Origin of the sequence: Brevibacterium ammoniilyticum (assembly GCF_038429965.1) — a bacterium.
In the GTDB taxonomy this organism is placed as follows: Bacteria; Actinomycetota; Actinomycetes; order Actinomycetales; family Brevibacteriaceae; genus Brevibacterium; species Brevibacterium ammoniilyticum.
The window spans coordinates 197338-215273 of sequence record NZ_BAABNP010000001.1 but is presented as its reverse complement, the minus strand read 5'-3'; the positions used below and the strand labels follow the sequence as shown (position 1 = coordinate 215273).

General features: G+C 71.5%; 15 protein-coding genes. 8 read left to right on the top strand and 7 right to left on the bottom strand.

Annotated features, from left to right (window positions below; genetic code table 11):
* Nucleotides 1-73 precede the first annotated feature (73 nt).
* The 5 genes from AAHA49_RS00960 to AAHA49_RS00940 are packed head-to-tail and all read left to right on the top strand — an operon-like array spanning nucleotide 74 to nucleotide 5365.
* Nucleotides 74-1129, top strand: coding sequence for a hypothetical protein (locus tag AAHA49_RS00960; RefSeq protein ID WP_342036880.1), 1056 nt, complete (start codon nucleotides 74-76; stop codon nucleotides 1127-1129).
* Nucleotides 1126-1827: a DUF4129 domain-containing protein gene (locus tag AAHA49_RS00955; RefSeq protein WP_339392996.1), complete on the top strand. Its 702-nt coding sequence runs from the start codon at nucleotides 1126-1128 to the stop codon at nucleotides 1825-1827. The genes AAHA49_RS00960 and AAHA49_RS00955 overlap by 4 nt, the downstream gene beginning before the upstream one ends.
* The gene (locus AAHA49_RS00950; protein ID WP_342036879.1) at nucleotides 1824-3050 is read left to right on the top strand and encodes a DUF4350 domain-containing protein; all 1227 of its coding nucleotides are present in this window, start codon (nucleotides 1824-1826) and stop codon (nucleotides 3048-3050) included. The genes AAHA49_RS00955 and AAHA49_RS00950 overlap by 4 nt, the downstream gene beginning before the upstream one ends.
* Entirely contained in the window at nucleotides 3047-4078 is a 1032-nt protein-coding gene (locus AAHA49_RS00945; protein WP_339392994.1) for an AAA family ATPase, read from the top strand. The genes AAHA49_RS00950 and AAHA49_RS00945 overlap by 4 nt, the downstream gene beginning before the upstream one ends.
* Nucleotides 4079-5365 (top strand): DUF58 domain-containing protein, encoded by a 1287-nt coding sequence (locus AAHA49_RS00940; RefSeq protein WP_339392993.1) that lies wholly within the window; start codon nucleotides 4079-4081, stop codon nucleotides 5363-5365.
* A 69-nt stretch (nucleotides 5366-5434) separates the two neighbouring features.
* On the opposite strand, the gene AAHA49_RS00935 is transcribed toward AAHA49_RS00940, so the two are convergent.
* Nucleotides 5435-6433 (bottom strand): stage II sporulation protein M, encoded by a 999-nt coding sequence (locus AAHA49_RS00935; RefSeq protein WP_339392992.1) that lies wholly within the window; start codon nucleotides 6431-6433, stop codon nucleotides 5435-5437.
* A 73-nt stretch (nucleotides 6434-6506) separates the two neighbouring features.
* On the opposite strand from AAHA49_RS00935, the gene AAHA49_RS00930 reads away from it, so the two are divergent.
* Nucleotides 6507-7328 carry an RDD family protein gene (locus AAHA49_RS00930; protein ID WP_339392991.1) on the top strand — a complete coding sequence of 274 codons (822 nt, stop codon included), beginning with the start codon at nucleotides 6507-6509 and terminating at the stop codon, nucleotides 7326-7328.
* On the opposite strand, the gene ahcY is transcribed toward AAHA49_RS00930, so the two are convergent.
* From ahcY to AAHA49_RS00915, 3 genes are read right to left on the bottom strand one after another with little or no spacing between them, the layout of a single operon-like run.
* The gene (ahcY, locus tag AAHA49_RS00925; protein WP_339392990.1) at nucleotides 7322-8782 is read right to left on the bottom strand and encodes an adenosylhomocysteinase; all 1461 of its coding nucleotides are present in this window, start codon (nucleotides 8780-8782) and stop codon (nucleotides 7322-7324) included. The genes AAHA49_RS00930 and ahcY overlap by 7 nt on opposite strands.
* Before the next feature lie 38 nt (nucleotides 8783-8820).
* Nucleotides 8821-10263, bottom strand: coding sequence for a phosphohexomutase domain-containing protein (locus AAHA49_RS00920; RefSeq protein WP_422614434.1), 1443 nt, complete (start codon nucleotides 10261-10263; stop codon nucleotides 8821-8823).
* A gap of 32 nt (nucleotides 10264-10295) precedes the next feature.
* Nucleotides 10296-10619 carry a DUF3499 family protein gene (locus tag AAHA49_RS00915; protein ID WP_422614432.1) on the bottom strand — a complete coding sequence of 108 codons (324 nt, stop codon included), beginning with the start codon at nucleotides 10617-10619 and terminating at the stop codon, nucleotides 10296-10298.
* Between the two features lie 133 nt (nucleotides 10620-10752).
* Here AAHA49_RS00915 and AAHA49_RS00910 point away from each other — a divergent pair, with 133 nt between their 5' ends.
* On the top strand, nucleotides 10753-11115 hold the full coding sequence (locus AAHA49_RS00910) for a metallopeptidase family protein (RefSeq protein WP_339392987.1): 363 nt from the start codon (nucleotides 10753-10755) through the stop codon (nucleotides 11113-11115).
* 37 nt (nucleotides 11116-11152) lie between these two features.
* Here AAHA49_RS00910 and AAHA49_RS00905 read toward each other — a convergent pair whose 3' ends face one another.
* Genes AAHA49_RS00905 through AAHA49_RS17820 form a run of 3 tightly spaced genes read right to left on the bottom strand, consistent with a single transcriptional unit; the run spans nucleotide 11153 to nucleotide 16403 of the window.
* A complete protein-coding gene (locus AAHA49_RS00905) occupies nucleotides 11153-12610 on the bottom strand; it encodes a DUF5719 family protein (RefSeq protein ID WP_342036878.1) in 1458 nt (485 codons plus the stop codon).
* On the bottom strand, nucleotides 12607-15966 hold the full coding sequence (locus AAHA49_RS00900) for a glycosyl transferase (RefSeq protein WP_342036877.1): 3360 nt from the start codon (nucleotides 15964-15966) through the stop codon (nucleotides 12607-12609). Before AAHA49_RS00900 ends, AAHA49_RS00905 begins: the two co-directional genes overlap by 4 nt.
* Entirely contained in the window at nucleotides 15963-16403 is a 441-nt protein-coding gene (locus tag AAHA49_RS17820; RefSeq protein WP_425286489.1) for a WhiB family transcriptional regulator, read from the bottom strand. The genes AAHA49_RS00900 and AAHA49_RS17820 overlap by 4 nt, the downstream gene beginning before the upstream one ends.
* Before the next feature lie 307 nt (nucleotides 16404-16710).
* On the opposite strand from AAHA49_RS17820, the gene AAHA49_RS00890 reads away from it, so the two are divergent.
* Nucleotides 16711-17838 carry a coenzyme F420-0:L-glutamate ligase gene (locus tag AAHA49_RS00890; RefSeq protein ID WP_339392984.1) on the top strand — a complete coding sequence of 376 codons (1128 nt, stop codon included), beginning with the start codon at nucleotides 16711-16713 and terminating at the stop codon, nucleotides 17836-17838.
* Nucleotides 17839-17936: the final 98 nt, after the last annotated feature.

Sequence of the window (17936 nt, the reverse complement as noted above, 5' to 3'; positions counted from 1 at the left end):
AGTCAGCAGAAGTTTCGACCATGACACTCACCCCCGGGCCGCGGCGCCGGCATCCATGGCAGGATGGTCGGTGATGGGAGCTAAGAACGCATGGACCTCGCAGGTCGACTGGCATACCGGCCGGTGGCAGGCCCGCGGCCCGGCCCCCTCCCCGCGCCCATGGCAGCCTCCGCTGCGGCGCGGAGTGCTGCCGAAGCGTCCGCTGACGTTCTTCGAGGTCCTCGACTCCGGCTTCCGGCTGCTGCGCTTCGTCCCGGGCCCTGCCATCGGCGCCCCGCTCATCGTCTTCACCCTCTGGACGCTGCTGCTCACGGCCGCGCTCACCGCCGCGACGATCGCGTTCCTGCCGTTCCTCGACGACCTCGGCGGCAACGACGACGCACTGACCGGTTTCTCGACGCTCGCCCAAGCCGGATCGTTCATCCTCAGCCTGCTCAGCCTCGGCCTCGCCCACCTGCTCTCGGGCATCGTCGCCGTCGCAGCACAGGCCTCCTTCGGGGCCAGGCGCACGAATCTGCGGGAGTGCTGGACGCAGCTGCGGGGTCGGCGATGGCGCCTCGTGCTCGCCTCGGCGCTCGTCACGGCCGTCGACCTCGTCCTCCTCGTCCTCTTCGGCCTGCCCTCGATCCTCCTCGCCCTCGTCGACTCTCCGGTGCTCGCGGTCGTCCTCGCACTCGGGGCGCTGGGACTGTGGATCTGCGCGACCGTGTGGCTCAACCTGCGCCTGGCCTTCCTCGGGGCCGCCATCGCGATCGAGGGCCTCGGCGTGCGCGCGGGCCTGCGGCGGACCTGGACGCTGACGGCTCGCGGCTTCTGGCGCACCTTCGGCCAGCTGGCCCTCGGCTACCTCCTGTCCAACCAGCTCGTCCAGCTCATCATCTCCCCCCTCCTCATCATCCTCAGCGTGCTCGCCTTCGTCGTCATCTCCACCAGCGGCGCCGACGCCGTCGTGCTCGGCACCGTGGGGATCGTCGCCGGCGGGGTCGTGCTCGCGCTCACCACGGTCTCGCAGGCGGTGCTCTTCGGCTACTTCTCCTGCCTCGTGAGCGTGTGCTACTTCGACTCCAGGATGCGCGCGGAGGGCTTCGACCTCGAGCTCATCCGCCGAGAGGAGGTGTCGGCCGCATGACCCTCCTCACCGCCGCCCCGTTCGGCCTCGCCCAGCTCACCGCCGCTCCGCTCGCCGCGGCCGTCGACCGCGACACCGGGCGGCAGTGGCTCGAAGAAGAACTCAGCCGGGCGGAGTACTCCGCGAACGACCTCACCCTGCTCGAGCGGATCGGACGGTGGATCGACGAGACGATGACCGGGCTGCTCTCGGCCGCACTGTCCGGGAACTCCCCCTGGCTGCTCCTCCTCGTCGTCCTCGCCGTCGCGGCGATCATCGCCCTCATCGTCTGGCGGGTCCGGGTGCTGGGCCTGCGCCGGGCGCACGTGCCGCTGGCGGCCTTCGACGCCGTCGTCGCCTCCCCCGAACCGGGGCCGTGGCGGGAGAGCGCCGAGGCGGCCGCGGCGGCCGGCGACCACCGCAGGGCCGTCGTCGACCGCTCGCGGGCGATCTTCGCCGTCCTCGGCGCCCGTCGCATCGTCGACCTCGAATCCGCGTCGACGGCGACCGAGATCGCCGTCCACGCCTCCGCGGTCCTGCCGTCGCGGGCCCGGCAGTTGAGCGAGGTCGCGACGGTCTTCAACGACCTCGTATTCGGCCGGGGCTCCGCCCGGGACCGCACGCCTGAGGAGCTGCGAAGCCTCTACGCCGAGTTCTCCGCCTTCGACGCCGAGCTCACGCACATCCCGGTCCCCCAGCCCTCGGGCGGACGGCGATGAGCGCGGGCATCGACGTCGCCACGCGCGGCACCCGGCGGGCGACGACCACGCCTCTGCGTGCCCGCCTCCGCTCGGCGGGGGTGTGGATCGTCGCGGCGGTCGTCGTCCTCGTCGCCGTCATCCTCACGATGCTCATGACCGGGAACCGGGAGGCCTCCGACCCGCTCCACTACGACTCGACGGCCCGCGACGGGATGAAGGCCCTCGTCGAGACCCTGACCGACCACGACACCGAGGTGACCACGACCGAGGACGTCGCCGCCGCCCGGGCCGCCGCCGCCCGCCCGGGCACGACCCTGCTCATCCCCACCGGCACGGACCTCCTCTCCGAATCCGAGGTCGCCGGTCTCACCTCGGCGCTGCGCACCGGGGGCAACCGGCTCGTCCTCGTCGACCCCGGTCCCGGCATCGCCGCCTTCACGACCCGCATCGAGCTCGCCCCCGATGCTCCCCTGGCCCAGCCCGACCCGGTGTCCCAGCCCGACTGCACCCTGCCTGCTGCCCGCGCCGCCGGTGATGTGAGCACCGGTCAGAGCCTCTACACCCCCACCGAGGCGGCCGCGAACCAGGTGCTCAGGTGCTACCCGTTCTCCGGGCCCGGCGTCACCGACTCTGCCGAAGCCGGTCTGCTCGTCGTCGACGACGGCGGCCGGTTCCCGCTCACGGTCCTCGGCAGTCCCGAATGGGTGAGCAACGGGACGATCACCGAGAACGGCAACGCCGCCCTCGCCCTGTCCACCCTTTCGGCCGAGGAGCGCCTCGTCGTGTTCTACCCGCGCCCCGACCCCGGCGACGCCGCCCCGCCGTCGACGCTGGACTACCTGCCGGACTGGTTCGTCGCCGGCGCCCTGTGGCTCCTGCCCTGCCTCCTCGTCGGACTCCTCGTGATCGGCCGGCGATTCGGGCCGCTGGCTCTCGAACGCCTGCCCGTCATCGTCCCCGCGATCGAGACCGTCCGCGGTCGGGCGGCGCTCGCGCAGCGCAGCCATGACCGCAGCGGTGCCCTCCACGCCCTGCGCACCGCCGCACTGCTGTCCATCGCCCGCCGCCTCGCGCTGGGCCCGGAGGTCGGGGAAGCGGAGATCCTCTCCCGCATCGCCGCCGCCACCGGCCGCGACCCCGCGCAGCTCGCGCACGCCTTCACCACCGGTCAGCCGGCCGACGACCGCGAACTCACCGAGCTCTCCGAGCTCATCAGCACGATCGAAAGCGAGATCCCATGAGCACAGATCCCCGGCCGCACCCCGCGACTCCCCCGGCCCCCGCCCAGCCTCCGACCCCTCCCGCCGAGGCGGTGGCACCTGATCCGCTGCGGGCGGCCTTCTCCGCGGTGCGCGCGGAGATCGGCAAGGCCGTCGTCGGGCAGGACGACGCGGTCACCGGTCTCCTCCTCGCCTTCCTCTGCCAGGGCCATGTGCTCCTCGAGGGCGTGCCCGGGGTCGCGAAGACCCTGCTCGTACGCAGCTTCGCCACCGCCGTCGACCTCTCCCACACCCGCATCCAGTTCACCCCCGACCTCATGCCCTCCGACGTCACCGGGTCGCTGGTCTACGACGCCGCCGCCGCGGACTTCGAGTTCCGGCCGGGGCCCGTGTTCACCAACATCCTCATCGCCGATGAGATCAACCGCACCCCGCCGAAGACGCAGTCGGCCCTGCTCGAGGCGATGGAGGAGCATCAGGTCTCCGTGGGCGGGCGCTCCCGCGCCCTGCCCGAGCCCTTCATCGTCGCCGCCACCCAGAACCCGCTCGAGTACGAAGGCACCTACCCGCTGCCCGAAGCCCAGCTCGACCGCTTCCTCTTCAAACTCGTCCTCACCCTGCCCGGCCGCGACCGCGAGTTCGAGATCCTCGACCGGCATGCCCGCGGCTTCGACGCCTCGCACCTGTCCGCCGCCGGCCTGTCCCCGGTGCTCACCCCGGACATGATCGCCCGGGCCCGGCAGGCCGTGGCCGCCGTCCACATCGCCCCCGAGATCATCGCCTACATCGTCGACCTCGCCCGCGCGACCCGTCAGGCGCCTTCTCTCGCACTCGGCGTCTCCCCGCGCGGGGCCACCCGGATGCTCGCCGCCGCCCGGGCGTACGCCTGGCTGGGCGGCCGCGACTACGTCACCCCCGACGATGTGAAGTTCCTCGTCCCCATGACGCTGAGCCACCGGGTCATCCTCCGCCCCGAAGCGCAGATGGACGGGCTGAGCGTCGGCCACGTCCTCGACTCGATCGTGTCCACCACCGAAGTGCCGCGCTGAATGACGACGCGTCTGCTCCTGCTCACCGTGGCCGGGATCATCCCGGTCATGCTCGTGCCCACATGGTCGACGGGACTTCTCGTCTTAGGCGTCATCGTCCTCCTCGCCGTCGTCGACCGGTTCCTCGCCCCCTCCCCGGCCCTCATCGGCCTCCAGCGCACCCCGGGACCGATGGTCCGCCTCGGCGATGACACCCATAGCGTGCTCACCATCGTCAACGACTCCGAGCGCACCCTGCGGGTGCGGGTGCGCGACGCGTGGCCGCCGAGCGCCGGGGCCCATGAGACGCGGACGACTGCGACGCTGGCCCCGCACGAGACCCGGGAGATCACGACGGTGCTCTCCCCGCGGCGCCGCGGAGCGCTGAGCGCCGACCTCGTCACCGTGCGCACGCTGAGCCCCCTGGGTCTCATCGCCCGCCAGCGGAGCATGAGCGTGCCCGCCGACATCCGCGTCCTCCCACCCTTCCTCTCCCGCCGCGAACTGCCGTCGAAGCAGCAGAAGCTGCGGGAGCTCGACGGCCGCTCGGCCGTGATGATCCGCGGTATGGGCACGGAGTTCGATTCGCTGCGCGACTACGTCGACGGCGACGACGTCCGCTCGATCGACTGGCGGGCCAGTGCCCGCGCCCAGGACCTCGTCGTGAAGACGTGGCGTCCCGAACGCGACCGCCGCGTCGTCATCGTCCTCGACTCCTCACGGCTCTCGGCACGGCGCTCGGGCGAGGGCACGGTCTTCGATGCCGCCCTCGAATCAGCGCTGCTGCTCACCGCGCTGGCCGCCGGGGCCGGGGACCGCGTCGAGGTTCTCGTCGCCGACGCCCGCGTCCGCGCCAGAGCCTCCTCCCACCGGGCGAAGGACCCCGTCCACGATCTCTCCGTGGCTCTCACCCCCGTCCACCCGGAGCTCTACGACGCCGACTGGGAGCAGATCGCGGCCGCCGTGCTCGCCACCACCCGGCAGCGCGCCCTCGTCGTCCTCCTCACCGCGCTCGACGAGGCGACCGTCGCCGAGGAGATCCTCCCGATCCTGCCCGCACTGACCTCCCGGCACCGGGTCGTCCTCGCCGCGGTGAGCGACCCGGAGCTCGACGAGCTCACGACGCACCGCGGAGATGCCACGGAGGTCTTCACCGCCGCCGCGGCCGCCGCTGAGCTGCTCACCGCCGAGGCCGTGCGGGCACGCCTGCGCGGCCTCGGCATCGACTCGGTGAGCGCCCCTCCCGAGAGGCTGCCGGGGGCGCTGGCCGACCTCTACATCGGCCTCAAAGCCACCGGGCGGCTCTGAGGTCCGGGATCCCGGACTACCGACCGCCTCGGCGGGCACGGGAGACGCGGCTCAGCGGTCGGTGACGACTCAGCGGTCGGTCGCGACGATCTCGTATCCGGCTTCGTGCGCGTCGAGATCCGCTGACAGCCGCGCTGACCAGGCCCGCCGGCCGAGGACGGCCGCATAGACGACGACCGCGGCGGTGCAGGCGACGCCGATGCCGATCTTGAGCACCGGCGGGAGCGGATTGGGGGTGACGAAGCCCTCGATGAGGCCGGAGACCAAGAGCATGATGACGAGCCCGCCGGCGACGACGAGGAGGGACCTCGCCTCGGTGGCGAGCTTCGTCCGACGCAGCTGCGGGCCCGGGACCACCCACGCGAAGAACAGGCGCAGACCCGCGGCGGCGGCGAGCATGATGCAGCTGATCTCCGGGATGCCGTGCGGGAGGATGTAGAGGAAGAAGTCGGCCCCGCGGTCGAACTCGAACATCATCGCCCCGGAGAAGCCGACGTTGACGGCGTTGACGATGAGCCCCTGGAGGACGAAGACGCCGGTGACGCCGAGGAGGACGAACTGGACGGCGATCCACGCATTGTTCGTCCACACGCCCACGGCGAAGAAGCCGTTGGGGTTCTCCTTGTAGTACTCGACGAAGTCGTGCTCGGCGAACTGCTGCCGGTAGGCGCGGTCGCCGAAGGTCTCGAGCACCTCGGGGTGGGTACCCGCCCACACGCCGGCGAGCACGGACACGGCGAGGAAGAAGACGGTCACGGCAAGGACGTCCCAGCGCAGACGGTAGAGGCAGACGGGAAGGGAGACGACGAAGAACCGGCTGAGACCGGACAGGCCGCCTGCGGGAACGGAGGAGAGATGGTTCCGGGCGCGGTGGACGATCGTCGAGAGCCTCGCGGCCTCGAGGGAGTCCGGGGCCACCGTCATGATCTGCGAGAGGTCCTTCGACGCCGCCCGGTAGAGGTCGAGGAACCGCGCCGACTGCGCCGGATCGAGCCGGTTGCGACGGGCCAGGTCCGACAGCTCCCGCCACTTCTCGCCGTGGAGTTCGGCCAGCAGGTTGGGATCCATGCCTCCACCCTAGACGATGCCCACGCCCCCGGATCGTCGTTCGGAGGCGGGTCGGGTGTGCCAGGATGGTGGGGTGAGCACTCTGGTGACAGGCGAGGCCGTCGAACTCAGCGTCCAACCCGCGGCCCTGGCCGCTCGCGCGCTCAGCTGCCTCATCGACGTCGTCGCCTACACGCTCGTCAACATCGGGCTGCTGCTGGCGACCTTCTGGCTTCTGCTGCGCATCCTCGACCTCAACGGTCTGCTGCTGACCGCGGTGATGACGATCATGTCGGTGAGCGTCTTCGTCCTCCTGCTCATGCTCGTCGAGGTCCTCACCCGGGGCCGGTCGCTGGGCAAGCTCATCCTCGGTCTGCGGATCGTCCGCGACGACGGCGGGGCGATCCGGGTGCGGCACTCGTTCGTCCGGGCGCTGCTGTGGCAGTTCGAGGTCATCGCGACCGGGGGCGGGATCGCCGCCCTGACCGGTCTCCTCTCCCCGCAGACGAAGCGCCTCGGCGACTATATGGCCGGGACCATCGCCGTGAGCGAGCGGGCGACGCCCCCGCCGCCGGTCGACGCCCATGTCGCCCCGCAGCTGTTGCCGTGGCTGCAGGTCACCGACGTCTCGGGCGTGCCGACGGGACTGCGCCGCCGGATCGTCCAGTTCCTCTCCATCGCCCCGGGGCTCACGCACGAGTCACGCTGGCAGCGCGCGATCGAGCTCGCAGTAGAGCTCAATCCGCACGTCGCTCCCGCCCCGCCGGAGGGCACCCTGCCCGAGCAGTTCCTCGCAGCCGTCGTCGCCCGCGGGCGGGTGGCCGACCGGGAGAAGGCGCAGCGCCGAGGCGCGCGGGCCGCTGCCTTCGCCGCCAGCGTCGACCGGCTGCCGCACGGTCTGCGGCTGCGTCAGTAGCGGTAGTGCTCGGGCTTGTACGGGCCGGCGACGTCGACGCCGATGTACTCGGCCTGATCCTTCGTCAACTCGCTCAGCCTGGCCCCGAGCGCCGGGAGGTGGAGGCGGGCGACGAGTTCGTCGAGATCCTTGCCGAGCCGGTGCACACCGATCGTGTAGTCCTCGCCGTGGGTCCACAGTTCGATCTGGGCGAGCACCTGGTTGCTGAATGAGGCGCTCATGACGAACGAAGGGTGGCCCGTGGCATTGCCGAGGTTGAGCAGCCGGCCCTCGGAGAGGACGAGGATCTGGGTGGTCTCCCGCTCGAGTCCTGCCTCGGCGGGCACGGGGATCGTCCATTCGTGGACCTGGGGTTTGATCTCGGTCGCGCTCACTCCGGGGAGGCGGCGCAGACCGGCGAGGTCGATCTCGTCGTCGAAGTGGCCGACATTGCCGACGATGGCTCCGGGCTTGAGTCGCTGGAGGACATCGACGTCGACGACGCGGGTGTTGCCGGTCGTCGTGATGACGATGTCAGCGGTCTCGGCGACCTCGGGCAGCAGGGCCACCTGGTAGCCGTCCATCGCCGCCTGGAGCGCGCAGATCGGGTCGATCTCGGTGACGATGACGCGGGCGCCCTGCCCGCGCAGGGCCTCGGCGGCACCCTTGCCGACATCGCCGTAGCCGACGACGACGGCGACCTTGCCGCCGATGAGGACGTCGGTGGCGCGGTTGAGCCCGTCGGGCAGGGAATGGCGGATGCCGTAGCGGTTGTCGAACTTCGACTTCGTCACCGAGTCGTTGACGTTGATGGCCGGGAACGGCAGACGTCCCGCCTCGGCGAGGCGGTAGAGACGATTGACCCCGGTCGTCGTCTCCTCGCTCACGCCCCGGATCTTCCCGGCGAGTGTGGTGAAACGTCCCGGGGAGGCGGTCATCGCGGTCTGGATCTGGGCGAGGAACGCGCGGCGTTCGTCCGGATCGTCCTCGCCGGCGGTCGGCACCCGACCGGCGGCTTCGGCGGCGGCGCCCTCGAGGACGTACATCGTCGCGTCCCCGCCGTCGTCGAGGATGAGGGTGGGTCCGTCCGCGAAGTCGAAGATCCGATCGGCGGCCCACCAGTACTCCTCGAGGCTCTCGCCCTTCCACGCGAAGACGGGCACTCCGCTCGGCGCCGCGGGTGTGCCCTGCCCGACGACGACGGCCGCGGCCGCTTCGTCCTGGGTGGAGAAGATGTTGCAGCTGGCCCACCGGACTTCGGCGCCGAGGGCCGTGAGGGTCTCGATGAGCACCGCCGTCTGCACGGTCATGTGGAGGCTGCCGGCGATCCGGGCACCGGCGAGCGGAGCGGCATCGGCATACTCCTCCCGCAGGGCCATGAGCCCGGGCATCTCCCGTTCGGCGAGGCGGATCTGGTGGCGTCCCGCCTCGGCGAGGCTGAGGTCGGCGACCTTGTAGTCGGTGGACTCGAGCATGGAACCTCCTGGGGTCTGTGGGGTGGGGCGGGTGCCGGTCATGCGACGCGACCTTGGACGACCTCGGTGGCCCGAGCGGTGAGCTCGCGCATCCGCACGTCGTCCGGGGCTTCGACGTTGAGCCGGACGAGGGGTTCGGTGTTCGACTTGCGCAGGTTGACCCACCAGTCCTCGCCCTGGAGGCTGATCCCGTCGAGGTCCTCGATGAGCGTCGGGGCGAAACCGGGGCCCGCCTCGGCGAAGGCTGCGAGCACCGCATCGGGGTCGGCGACGGTGAAGTTGATCTCCCCCGACTGCCGGTACGTGTCATGGTCGGCGACGAGCGAGGAGGCGAGCACCTCGGCCTCGGCGAGGGCCGCGATGAGGTGGCAGGCGGCGAGCATCCCCGAATCCGCGCAGTAGAACTCCTCGAAGTAGAAGTGCGCGGAGTGCTCGCACGCGAACACCGCGCCCTCGGTGCGCATGAGGGTCTTGATCCCCGAATGGCCGACCTTCGAGCGCACCGCCCGACCGCCGGCGGCGGCGATCGCCTCGGGCACGCTGCGGGAGGTGATGAGGTTGTGGATGACGGTCGGGGTGTCGCGTCCGGTGTTGCGGGCGCGTGCGATCTCGCGTTCGGCGACGAGTGCGCCGACGGCCGAGGCCGACATCGTCGCCCCGGTCTCGTCGATGAAGAAGCAGCGGTCGGCGTCGCCGTCGAAGGCGAGCCCGAGGTCGGCGCTGTGCTCGACGACGGCGGCCTGCACGTCGCGGAGGTTCTCGGGTTTGAGCGGGTTCGCCTCGTGGTTGGGGAACGTCCCGTCGAGTTCGGTGTAGAGGCCGATGACTCTCAGCGGCACGGCCGGCAGACCGGCGTCGGTGCCGAAGACCTCGCCGATGAGCCGCCCGGCCATGCCGTTGCCGGCGTCGACGACGACGGTGAGGCCGGTGACGTCGTCGATGCGGGTGAGCTCCCGGATCCGGGACGCGTAGTCTCTGCGCATCGTCGCAGCCGCCTCACTGTCCTCGGCCACCGAGGGTGCGGTGGGGTCGGGGACCGGAGCATGCGGGGCGAGGTCGCGGATGCGGCCGAGACCGGAGTCGAGGCTCACTCCGCCGGCCCCGGGCGAGCAGATCTTGATCCCGTTGTAGTCGGCGGGGTTGTGGCTCGCGGTGATCATCGCCCCGGGGAGGTCGAAGATTCCGGAGGCGAAGTAGAGCTGGTCTGTCGAGCACAGGCCCAGCAGCACGGCTCGGGAGCCTGCCGCTTCGACGCCGACGGCGAAGGCCTGGGCGAATCCGGGCGAGCTCGGGCGCATGTCGTGGCCGAGAACGACCTCGGTCGACCCGTGGATCTCGCGCATCGCCTCGGCGGTGGCCCAGCCGAGGGCGAAGAGGATGTCGTCGTCGAGTTCGTCGGGGATGCGTCCCCGGATGTCGTAGGCACCGACGGCCGTTGACAGGGCGCGGGTGCGGGCTGAGGGGATGTTCTCACCTGACATGGGGGTGTCCTTCGGTTCGGGCTCGGTGGCGCTCACGGGCCGATGATGCGCAGGTGGCCGTGCTTGCGGCCCTCCTGGGTGCGGGCGTCCTCGGTCTCGGCGGCGGGCTGGGCCGGCGTCGAACCGGACTGCCGCGCCGCGGTGCCGGCGGCTTCGCGGACCGCGTCGGCGATCGCAAGCAGGTCGTCGTGGGTGCGCTCGGGCGGCTCGTCGGTCGCGCCGATGCGGATGAGCTCCCAGCCCACCGGCGGGGTGAGTCGAGCGGCATGGTCGGCGCACAGATCATGGGCGCCGGGTTCGGCGCGCCGGGCGAGGGGACCGATGACGACGCAGGCGTCCGCGTGGACATAGGTCATGGTCGCGGAGGCGCTGCGCGAGCAGCTGACTTTCGAGCACGTTCGTAACGCTGACACAGTCGACAACTCTACACGTCGGACCTCTCCGGATCCGGCAGGCGCCGCCGGGGCGGGCTCGGTAGAATGAGCGCTCATGAGCACACGCCGCAGACGGGACCGACACGGCAGGGGCCTGCGCTCCCCGCTCTTCCGCGCCGACGTTCCCGCACGTGAGTCCCGGGCCGAGAGCTTCGCCCGGCTCGCCGCCGAGGAGTTCGCCCGGCATCGCGCCCGGGATCCCGAACTCCTCGCCGATGTCGTCCTCGCCGTCGATGCGGTGCCGCCGGCCTCCTCGGGCGAACCGAGCTTCGGGCGGGTGTTCCCCGCGACGAACCAGCGGCGGACCCACATCGTCCTCTACCGCAGGCCCATCGAATACCACAGCCTCGGCGGGCAGCGGGAGAGCCTCATCGCCGAGGTGCTTGCCGATCAGGTCGAACTCCTCCGGGGTCCCTGAGCGCCGTGCCCGGCCCGGCAGCGGGGACGGGCAGTGTTCACTGCCCGAGCCTGATGTCGCGGTAGGCGACACCGGCCGGAGCGGGGGCGGGCATGACCGCGGAGAGCCCCGTCTCGGAATTCACGAGCAGGCTCGCGTGGACGCCGCCGGACTGCGAGCCTGCTGCGTTCGCTGCGCTGATGACGAGCGCGCGCACGGCGTCCGGGGAGACCTCGGAGGGGCTGATCTTCGTCGTCGCGGTGGGCGCGAGGTCGAGGGTGCGGGGATCGGTGAGCGTGCCGTCGTCGCGCATGCCCGAGACCTGCACCTGGCCCTGGCCGGGTGAGAGGTAGAGCTGTGCGGTGCCCGTGCGGGGCAGCGCCATGATCTGGGTGTCGGCGAGATCCTCGGTGGCCGTGAGCGTCGCGAAGTCCCCCTTGCCGCCGTCGTTCGTCGCCACGGTCGCCGCGGCCTGGACGGGCTGGTTCGAGGTGAGGACGATGCTCGTGTCAGTGAGTTCGCCGAGGTCGGCCTCGGCGACGCCGCCGGCGACGACGGTGAGCGAGGACCGGGGAACCTCGTACTCGCCGTCGGGCCCGTAGGCTTTGAGTCCCACCTCGGCGAGGTCGCCTGAGGGGTTGGCCACGCGCACGCGCACGTTCTTGCCGCTCAGCCCGGTGAGTACCTGTTCGTCGGCCGCGTTCGCACCGGTGGCCGCGAGGTCGATGCCCTGCGGGGTGAGGCCGTCGAGCTTCGTCTCCTGCACGGAGCCCGCGAGGACTCCCCCGTCGACGGAGACGTCGACAGCGAGCTCTGCGGCATCGCCGGCCAGACCGGCCAGGCGCACCGCGCGCTGCGATCCGGCCTTGATGCTCAGCCGGGTCGGCTCCCCGCGGGCGCCGGCGGCCGACATCACCTGGATGCTCGCCTGGACGGCGACGGTGCCGGGGTTGCTCAGCAGCAGCTGGGAGTTCGAACCGGCCTGCCCGGAGCCTGCGACGATGCGGAAGTTCGAGGCCGGGGCGGCGCACGTGAGTGTCGCGAGTCCCGTGAGATCGCCCGAGGTGCCTTCGACGGTCTCGAGCGCCGTGGTCAGCGCGGGCGCCCCGGGGCGGGCGAAGCCGGTGACGATCTTCGTGCTCTCGACGGGGTCGTCGCCGGAGACGAAGCCCGCGGAGGCAGGGTTGTCGAAGTCCGCGGCGCCGCCGAGGTCGGCGACCTGCAGGCGCGCGGCGCTGACCGAGCCGTCGGCGGCGCCGATGGGTGCCGTGGCGGAGACGACGCGGGTGCTCACATTGGAGTCGTCGACGAACTCGGCATCGGTGCCTTCGGCGGCCTTGTCGGTGAGCAGCGGGCCGGGGCAGATGACGCGGGTGTCCGCGGTGGGCATCCGCACCTGTTCGGGACTGCGGTCCAGCGTCCCCGAGGCGAGCGGGGTGAGGAACGATGTCGTCGCGACGAGGACTCCGGGCACGGCGATCGCGGCGAAGGTGACGAGGCTGCGGTTGTGCTTCATGGCGTCTCCTTCGTCAGTGTCCGCACGGGAGGCTCCGGACTCCCGTCTCTGCGGCCGGTGCCGTCGGCCGAGCCGGTGCTGTCGTCGGAACTGGCGCTGCCGTCGGAAATCGTGGTCGTCGACCCGTCGGCCTTGGTGGCTTTGGCCTTGGTGGCCTTGGTCTTCGCGGACTTCCTCGAGGCCTTCTTCGAGGACTTCCGGCTCCTGGCGGTCGCCGTCGACGATGTCCGATCGGCTGCCGCGCCTGCCTCAGCCGGTGACTCCGCACTCGCCGAATCAGTCCCCTCCGGCCCCGCAGTCTCCGGCTCAGCACTCTTCGACTCCGCAGGCTTCACCGGCGAGTGAGTCGCCGAGGCGGTCCTGCGGGGTCGCGCGCGGCTGCCGATGGGCAGGGCGACGACGAGGCAGACGAGCCCGAGGACCCAGCCGGCGATGACACCGGCGGCCACAAGCGGGGAGCCCTCGCGCAGTTCGACGGTGCCGCCGGCGGCGGGCAGGGAGAACTCCTCGTCCCAGTCGGCGCTCGGTTCGGCCGGGCGCGGCAGCGACGTGCCGTCGATCGCGGCCTCGAGCCCGTGTGCGGACTCAGCGACGATGAGCGTGCGTCCTTCCGCACCGGGAGCGATCTCGATCGTCCCCCCGGAGACCGGGGCGGTGCTCAGCGTGCCGTCGGGTTCGGCGATGAGGTACCGGCCGCTGTAGGGCTTGTCGACCTGCCACAGCGTGCCCGACTCGGTGGGGCCGACCTCGACGAGCCCGGTGGCCGCGGCCACGGAGCTGCGCAGCGAGTCGTCGCCGGAATCGACGAGGACGAAGTCGGCGCCGAGCCGGCCGAGGAGGTCGCGGACGTCACCGGCGTCATCGGCCGAGAGCGCGGCGGCGGCCTGGGCGACGAGCACCTGGTCGGAGCCGATGGGCAGGGGCCTGCGCTGCCACGGCGGCCCGCCGACCGCCTCGGCGGAGCGGATCGTCGAGGTGCCCACCACGGTGCCGTCGTCAGAGGAGACGAGGGTGGCGAGCACTTCGCCGTCGACCTCGTTCAGGCGCAGGGTGCGCGCTTCGGCTGCTCCGGCGGCACGATCGGCGGCGAGTGCGGGCACCGACCCGTGCTCAGCAGTCCGCACGGTGTCGGCGGTGGTGAAGGCCGGACCGGTGCCGAGGACGGCGAAGCCGAGGGCGGCGACGGCGACGAGACCGGTGAGCACGCGCATGGGCGCGACCCGACTGCGGGCGCCGAGGCGGTCGGCACCGAGGACGAGGAGGGCGATCGCGCCGAGGCTGGTCAGGGTCAGACCGGCCGCCGGGTAGGAGCCGATGAGGTGGAAGGGACCGACCTGGGCCGGAAGGTGGACCTGCAGGGTCGCGAGCAGCAGGCCCGCGAGGTAGAGCCCGACGGTCCAGGTGAGGATCGGCAGCGGGATGCGGGCCTCGATGAGCGTGAGGAACGCGAGGACGAGCATGGGCAGGACGATCGCCGGCGCCCACAGGCCCACGGTGCCGGCCACACCCGGGGCGACGCCGAGCGAGGTGAGCACACCGGTCAGCCACTGGAGGTCGAGCGGGGCGGGGAAGCCGACGGCGAGCAGGTAGGTCGGCGGAGCGCTCGGTGCCAGCGCCTGCCCGGGCATCGTGAGCAGCGTCCCGGGTTCGGTGACGACGCCGAGCAGCCACGGCCAGGCGAGGACGAGCGTGGGAGCGAGCAGCCACAGATGGCGTGCCCCCCGGCGGAGGACGAGCAGGACGATCGTGAGCACGATGCCGACGACGAGCAGCAGCGGGACGCCTGCGACGAGGACGAAGAGGAGGAGTCCGCCCGTCGCCGCGGCGGACACCGAACCGGTGCGCAGGCTGCGGGTCAGCGCGAGGACGAAGAGCGGCGCGACGATCCAGGCGAGGACGACGCCGAGGCGACCGGTCGAGAGCGCGGTGAGGAAGAGCGGGGCGACGACCCAGAGGAGTCCGGCCAGCGCCCTGATCCAGCGTCCGCGCACGAGGATCCCCGCGGCCGCGTATGCGGCGATCGCGGCGGCGACCGGGGCGAGGAGGATGAGGACGCGGACGGTGAGGTCGATGTCGCCGAGGAAGGGCAGACCGAGGACGGCGAGGACGAGCTGCAGCGGGTCGGCGGGGACGTCGGCGCCGGTGCCGACGTCGAGGAAGCCTCCGAAGAGGCGCCCGACGAGGTCGGGGAAGCTCACATCGGTCGAGCCGAGGGCCCCGCCGACGAGGTGGCCTGGACCGAAGAGCCGGAAGGAGACGAGGCCGCTGAGGACGCCTGAGATGAGGATGAGGTAGGTCAGCGGGTGGGTGAAGATGCCCGCTGAGCCGCTGACCTCGAGGCGGGAGAAGGAGTCGATGGCCTCTTCGGTGTCCCCGACCTGGTGGAGGTCGGCGTCGTCGAGTGTGTCGGCGGTCTCGCCGGGGGTCGGACGGGCGCCGGCCTCGACGAGGCTGCGTCTCTGGACGGCGAGTTCGTCGGGGTCGGCGTAGAGCGCCGAGAGGTGGGCGCTGTTCGCGCGTCTGCCCAGGCGCGCGCGCTTCGCGTTGGCCCTGCGCAGCCGGGCGGTGGCGCTGACGTCGGCGGAGAGGCCGAAGAGCGCGCGGAAGTGCCATCCCGCGGTGCGCGGGTCGTTGCCGAGGAGGGCGAGGAGTCCGTCGCCGAGGCGAGTGAGCGCGAGCAGGCAGACCAAGGGCACGAGTCCGGGCCGGGCGAGGCTGAGCCGGTAGCGCTGCTCGGTCCGGATGTGGGCGGCGGCGCGCGGAGGACGGGGCGAAGTGCCCAGCTGGGCCGCCTCGGTGGCGGAGATGCCTAAGCGGGCGTGCGGGGCGAGGACGACGCGCTTGCCGAGGTCGCGGAAGCGGCGGGAGAACTCGATGCCGCGGTAGGCCGGTCCCAGCGCCCGGCTCGGGGCGCCGACCCGGGAGAGTTCGGCGGTGGCGATGAGCATGCCCGGCAGGTCGAGGGCCAGGGTCTCGCCCTCGCCGTCGCGCTGGCCCTGGTCGATCTCGCCGGATCCGACAGGGTTGAGGCGCACCCCCGCCGAGGTGGTCGTCACTCCTGCGGAAACGATCCTCTCCCCGGCCATGAGCTTGGGACCGACCGCGGCGATGGACTCGGTGGCGCTGATCGCTTCGATGAGTTCGTCGAGGCAGCCGGGCTCCGGGCGCGAGTCGGGCGTGAGGAACCACAGGTACTCACTGCCGGAGACCGCGGGCAGCTCAATCGCCTCGGTGACGGCGAGGCCCCCGAGATCGACGACGGGGATCTCGGGGTGGGTCCGCCGCAGAGCCGATTCGAGCTCGGCACGGGAGGAGTCGTCGCCGGAGAGGACGACGACGGTGACAGCAGGCCTCACACGACTCGCTTCTTGAGTCGGCGGCGTTCGCGCTCGGACATGCCGCCCCAGATCCCGAACCTCTCGTCATTGGCCAGGGCGTACTCGAGGCATTCGGAGCGGACCTCGCAGGATTCGCAGACGCGCTTGGCCTCCCGCGTCGAGCCGCCCTTCTCTGGGAAGAAGGCCTCAGGGTCGGTCTGGGCGCACAGCGCCTGGTCCTGCCAGGACAGTTCCCCGTCCTCGGCGGCGCCGAGGAGCAGCGACAGCGGTGAGACTGCGGTATCGTCGACGGGCAGCGGAGTGAGGTCGTTCGGGTCGATGGCCAGCGGGTCCGGAAGCGTGTCCGGAGTCCTGGCGCCGGGTTCGACGAACCAGTCGCCGGCGCTGCGGGATGTCACTCCCGGTACGACGGAGTGCTCCTCCTGCTCGAGCCTCTTTCTCTGTGCGCTCTGCACGATGTTCCCCTTTCCCACGCTCAGCGTGTTGTGCCAACCGAATCCGTGAATTCGTGCTAAGCGCGTTCCCCTTAGGTATAAATTACACGCGTGTCATTACCGTCGAGTCAAGCCCTCGTGGAGTATCTGGGCGGTCCGCGAGCTCGTATTCGAGCACACCTTCACATGCACACGCGCCGCCGACACAACATATGGGGATGCACATGCCTCCCTGCCACTATCCATGGGGTCCGCCAGATGAGACTGTGAGAATTTCGGATTCGTTCGCCCGAGGTGGGAATATGGAGGGATGACAGCGAGCGCGGGCATGAACGACAGACTCCTCACGGTCTACGCCCCTCCGGTCGACGACGACATCCGTCCCGGGTCCGACCTCGCGGCGATCCTCGTGACCAGCCTCCGCCGCAACCGCATCGACCTCAAGGACGGCGATGTCCTCGTCATCGCCTCGAAGGTCGTCTCGAAGGCCGCGGGGCGGCTGACGAGGGTGGCCGACCGCGCCGAGTTCGAAGATCTCGTCGCCCACTCCTCGACCCACCTCGTCGCCGAACGCAGCTACGCCTCGGGCACGACCGTTCAGGTGGTGCGGACCCGTGCCGGCACGGTGCAGGCCGCGGCGGGCCTCGATCAGTCGAACTCCGGCGGCGACGTCGTCCTCCATCCCATCGACGCCGACCGTTCGGCGGACGAGCTGCGCGCCCGCGTCGAGGAGGCCTTCGACGTGCGCATCGGCGTCGTCGTCTCCGATACGACCTCGCGTCCGTGGCGGGTGGGGGTCGGCGACATCGCGCTCGGGCTCTCCGGGTTCTCCGGCCTCGACGACCAGCGGGGCCTGCCCGATGACGACGGACGCGTGCAGACGGTGACCGTGCGGGCGATCGCCGATGAGATCGCCGCGGCCGCCGACCTCGTCAAGGGCGCGGCCCGCGGTCTGCCCATGGCGCTCGTGCGCGGCGCGGGAGGCTACCTCGACAACGGCAGAGCGGGGGCGAAGGCACTGTGCCGCGACCTCGGTGAGGACTGGTTCCGCTACGGCCACGTCGAGGCGATCCAGCGCGGACTCGGCGTCGAGACCGTGCCGGGCCGTCCGGCGGCCGGTGACGGCGGTGACGACATCCTCGAACGCGTCTCCCGGGCGATCCGCGTCGTCCGCGGCGGGATCTCCCGGACTCCGGGGCACGCGGCCTGGCGGATGCGCATCGAGGGCGCGGGGTCGCGGATCATCATGAGCCCCTCGGATTCGCCGGCGATGACGCAGGCCGACGGTCCCCCGCTGCTCGAGGCGATGGTCGGCCTCGGCTCGCTCGTCGAACGCATGCACACCGCGCTCTTCGCCGAAGACCTCTCCGCGACGACGAAATGGCACTGGGCCGACGGCGAGCTCGGCTCCTTCCCCCGTGGGGTGACGATCGACATCGGTCTCCTCACCCCCTGAGCGGCCTCCCGCGGACTGACCGCGGGCGCTCCGCCAGCCCTGACATTCCGACCCCCTGACGTTACGAACCCTTGACGTTCCGCCCCCGGACGTTCTCG

Coding starts and splice junctions, on each gene's coding strand:
- AAHA49_RS00920 (WP_422614434.1), bottom strand. CDS start 10,263: ATGTCAGGTGAGAACATCCCCTCAGCCCGCACCCGCGCCCTGTCAACG.
- ahcY (WP_339392990.1), bottom strand. CDS start 8,782: ATGCTCGAGTCCACCGACTACAAGGTCGCCGACCTCAGCCTCGCCGAG.
- AAHA49_RS00955 (WP_339392996.1), top strand. CDS start 1,126: ATGACCCTCCTCACCGCCGCCCCGTTCGGCCTCGCCCAGCTCACCGCC.
- AAHA49_RS00940 (WP_339392993.1), top strand. CDS start 4,079: ATGACGACGCGTCTGCTCCTGCTCACCGTGGCCGGGATCATCCCGGTC.
- AAHA49_RS00945 (WP_339392994.1), top strand. CDS start 3,047: ATGAGCACAGATCCCCGGCCGCACCCCGCGACTCCCCCGGCCCCCGCC.
- AAHA49_RS00935 (WP_339392992.1), bottom strand. CDS start 6,433: ATGGATCCCAACCTGCTGGCCGAACTCCACGGCGAGAAGTGGCGGGAG.
- AAHA49_RS00905 (WP_342036878.1), bottom strand. CDS start 12,610: ATGAAGCACAACCGCAGCCTCGTCACCTTCGCCGCGATCGCCGTGCCC.
- AAHA49_RS00910 (WP_339392987.1), top strand. CDS start 10,753: ATGAGCACACGCCGCAGACGGGACCGACACGGCAGGGGCCTGCGCTCC.
- AAHA49_RS00950 (WP_342036879.1), top strand. CDS start 1,824: ATGAGCGCGGGCATCGACGTCGCCACGCGCGGCACCCGGCGGGCGACG.
- AAHA49_RS00890 (WP_339392984.1), top strand. CDS start 16,711: ATGAACGACAGACTCCTCACGGTCTACGCCCCTCCGGTCGACGACGAC.
- AAHA49_RS00960 (WP_342036880.1), top strand. CDS start 74: ATGGGAGCTAAGAACGCATGGACCTCGCAGGTCGACTGGCATACCGGC.
- AAHA49_RS00915 (WP_422614432.1), bottom strand. CDS start 10,619: ATGACCTATGTCCACGCGGACGCCTGCGTCGTCATCGGTCCCCTCGCC.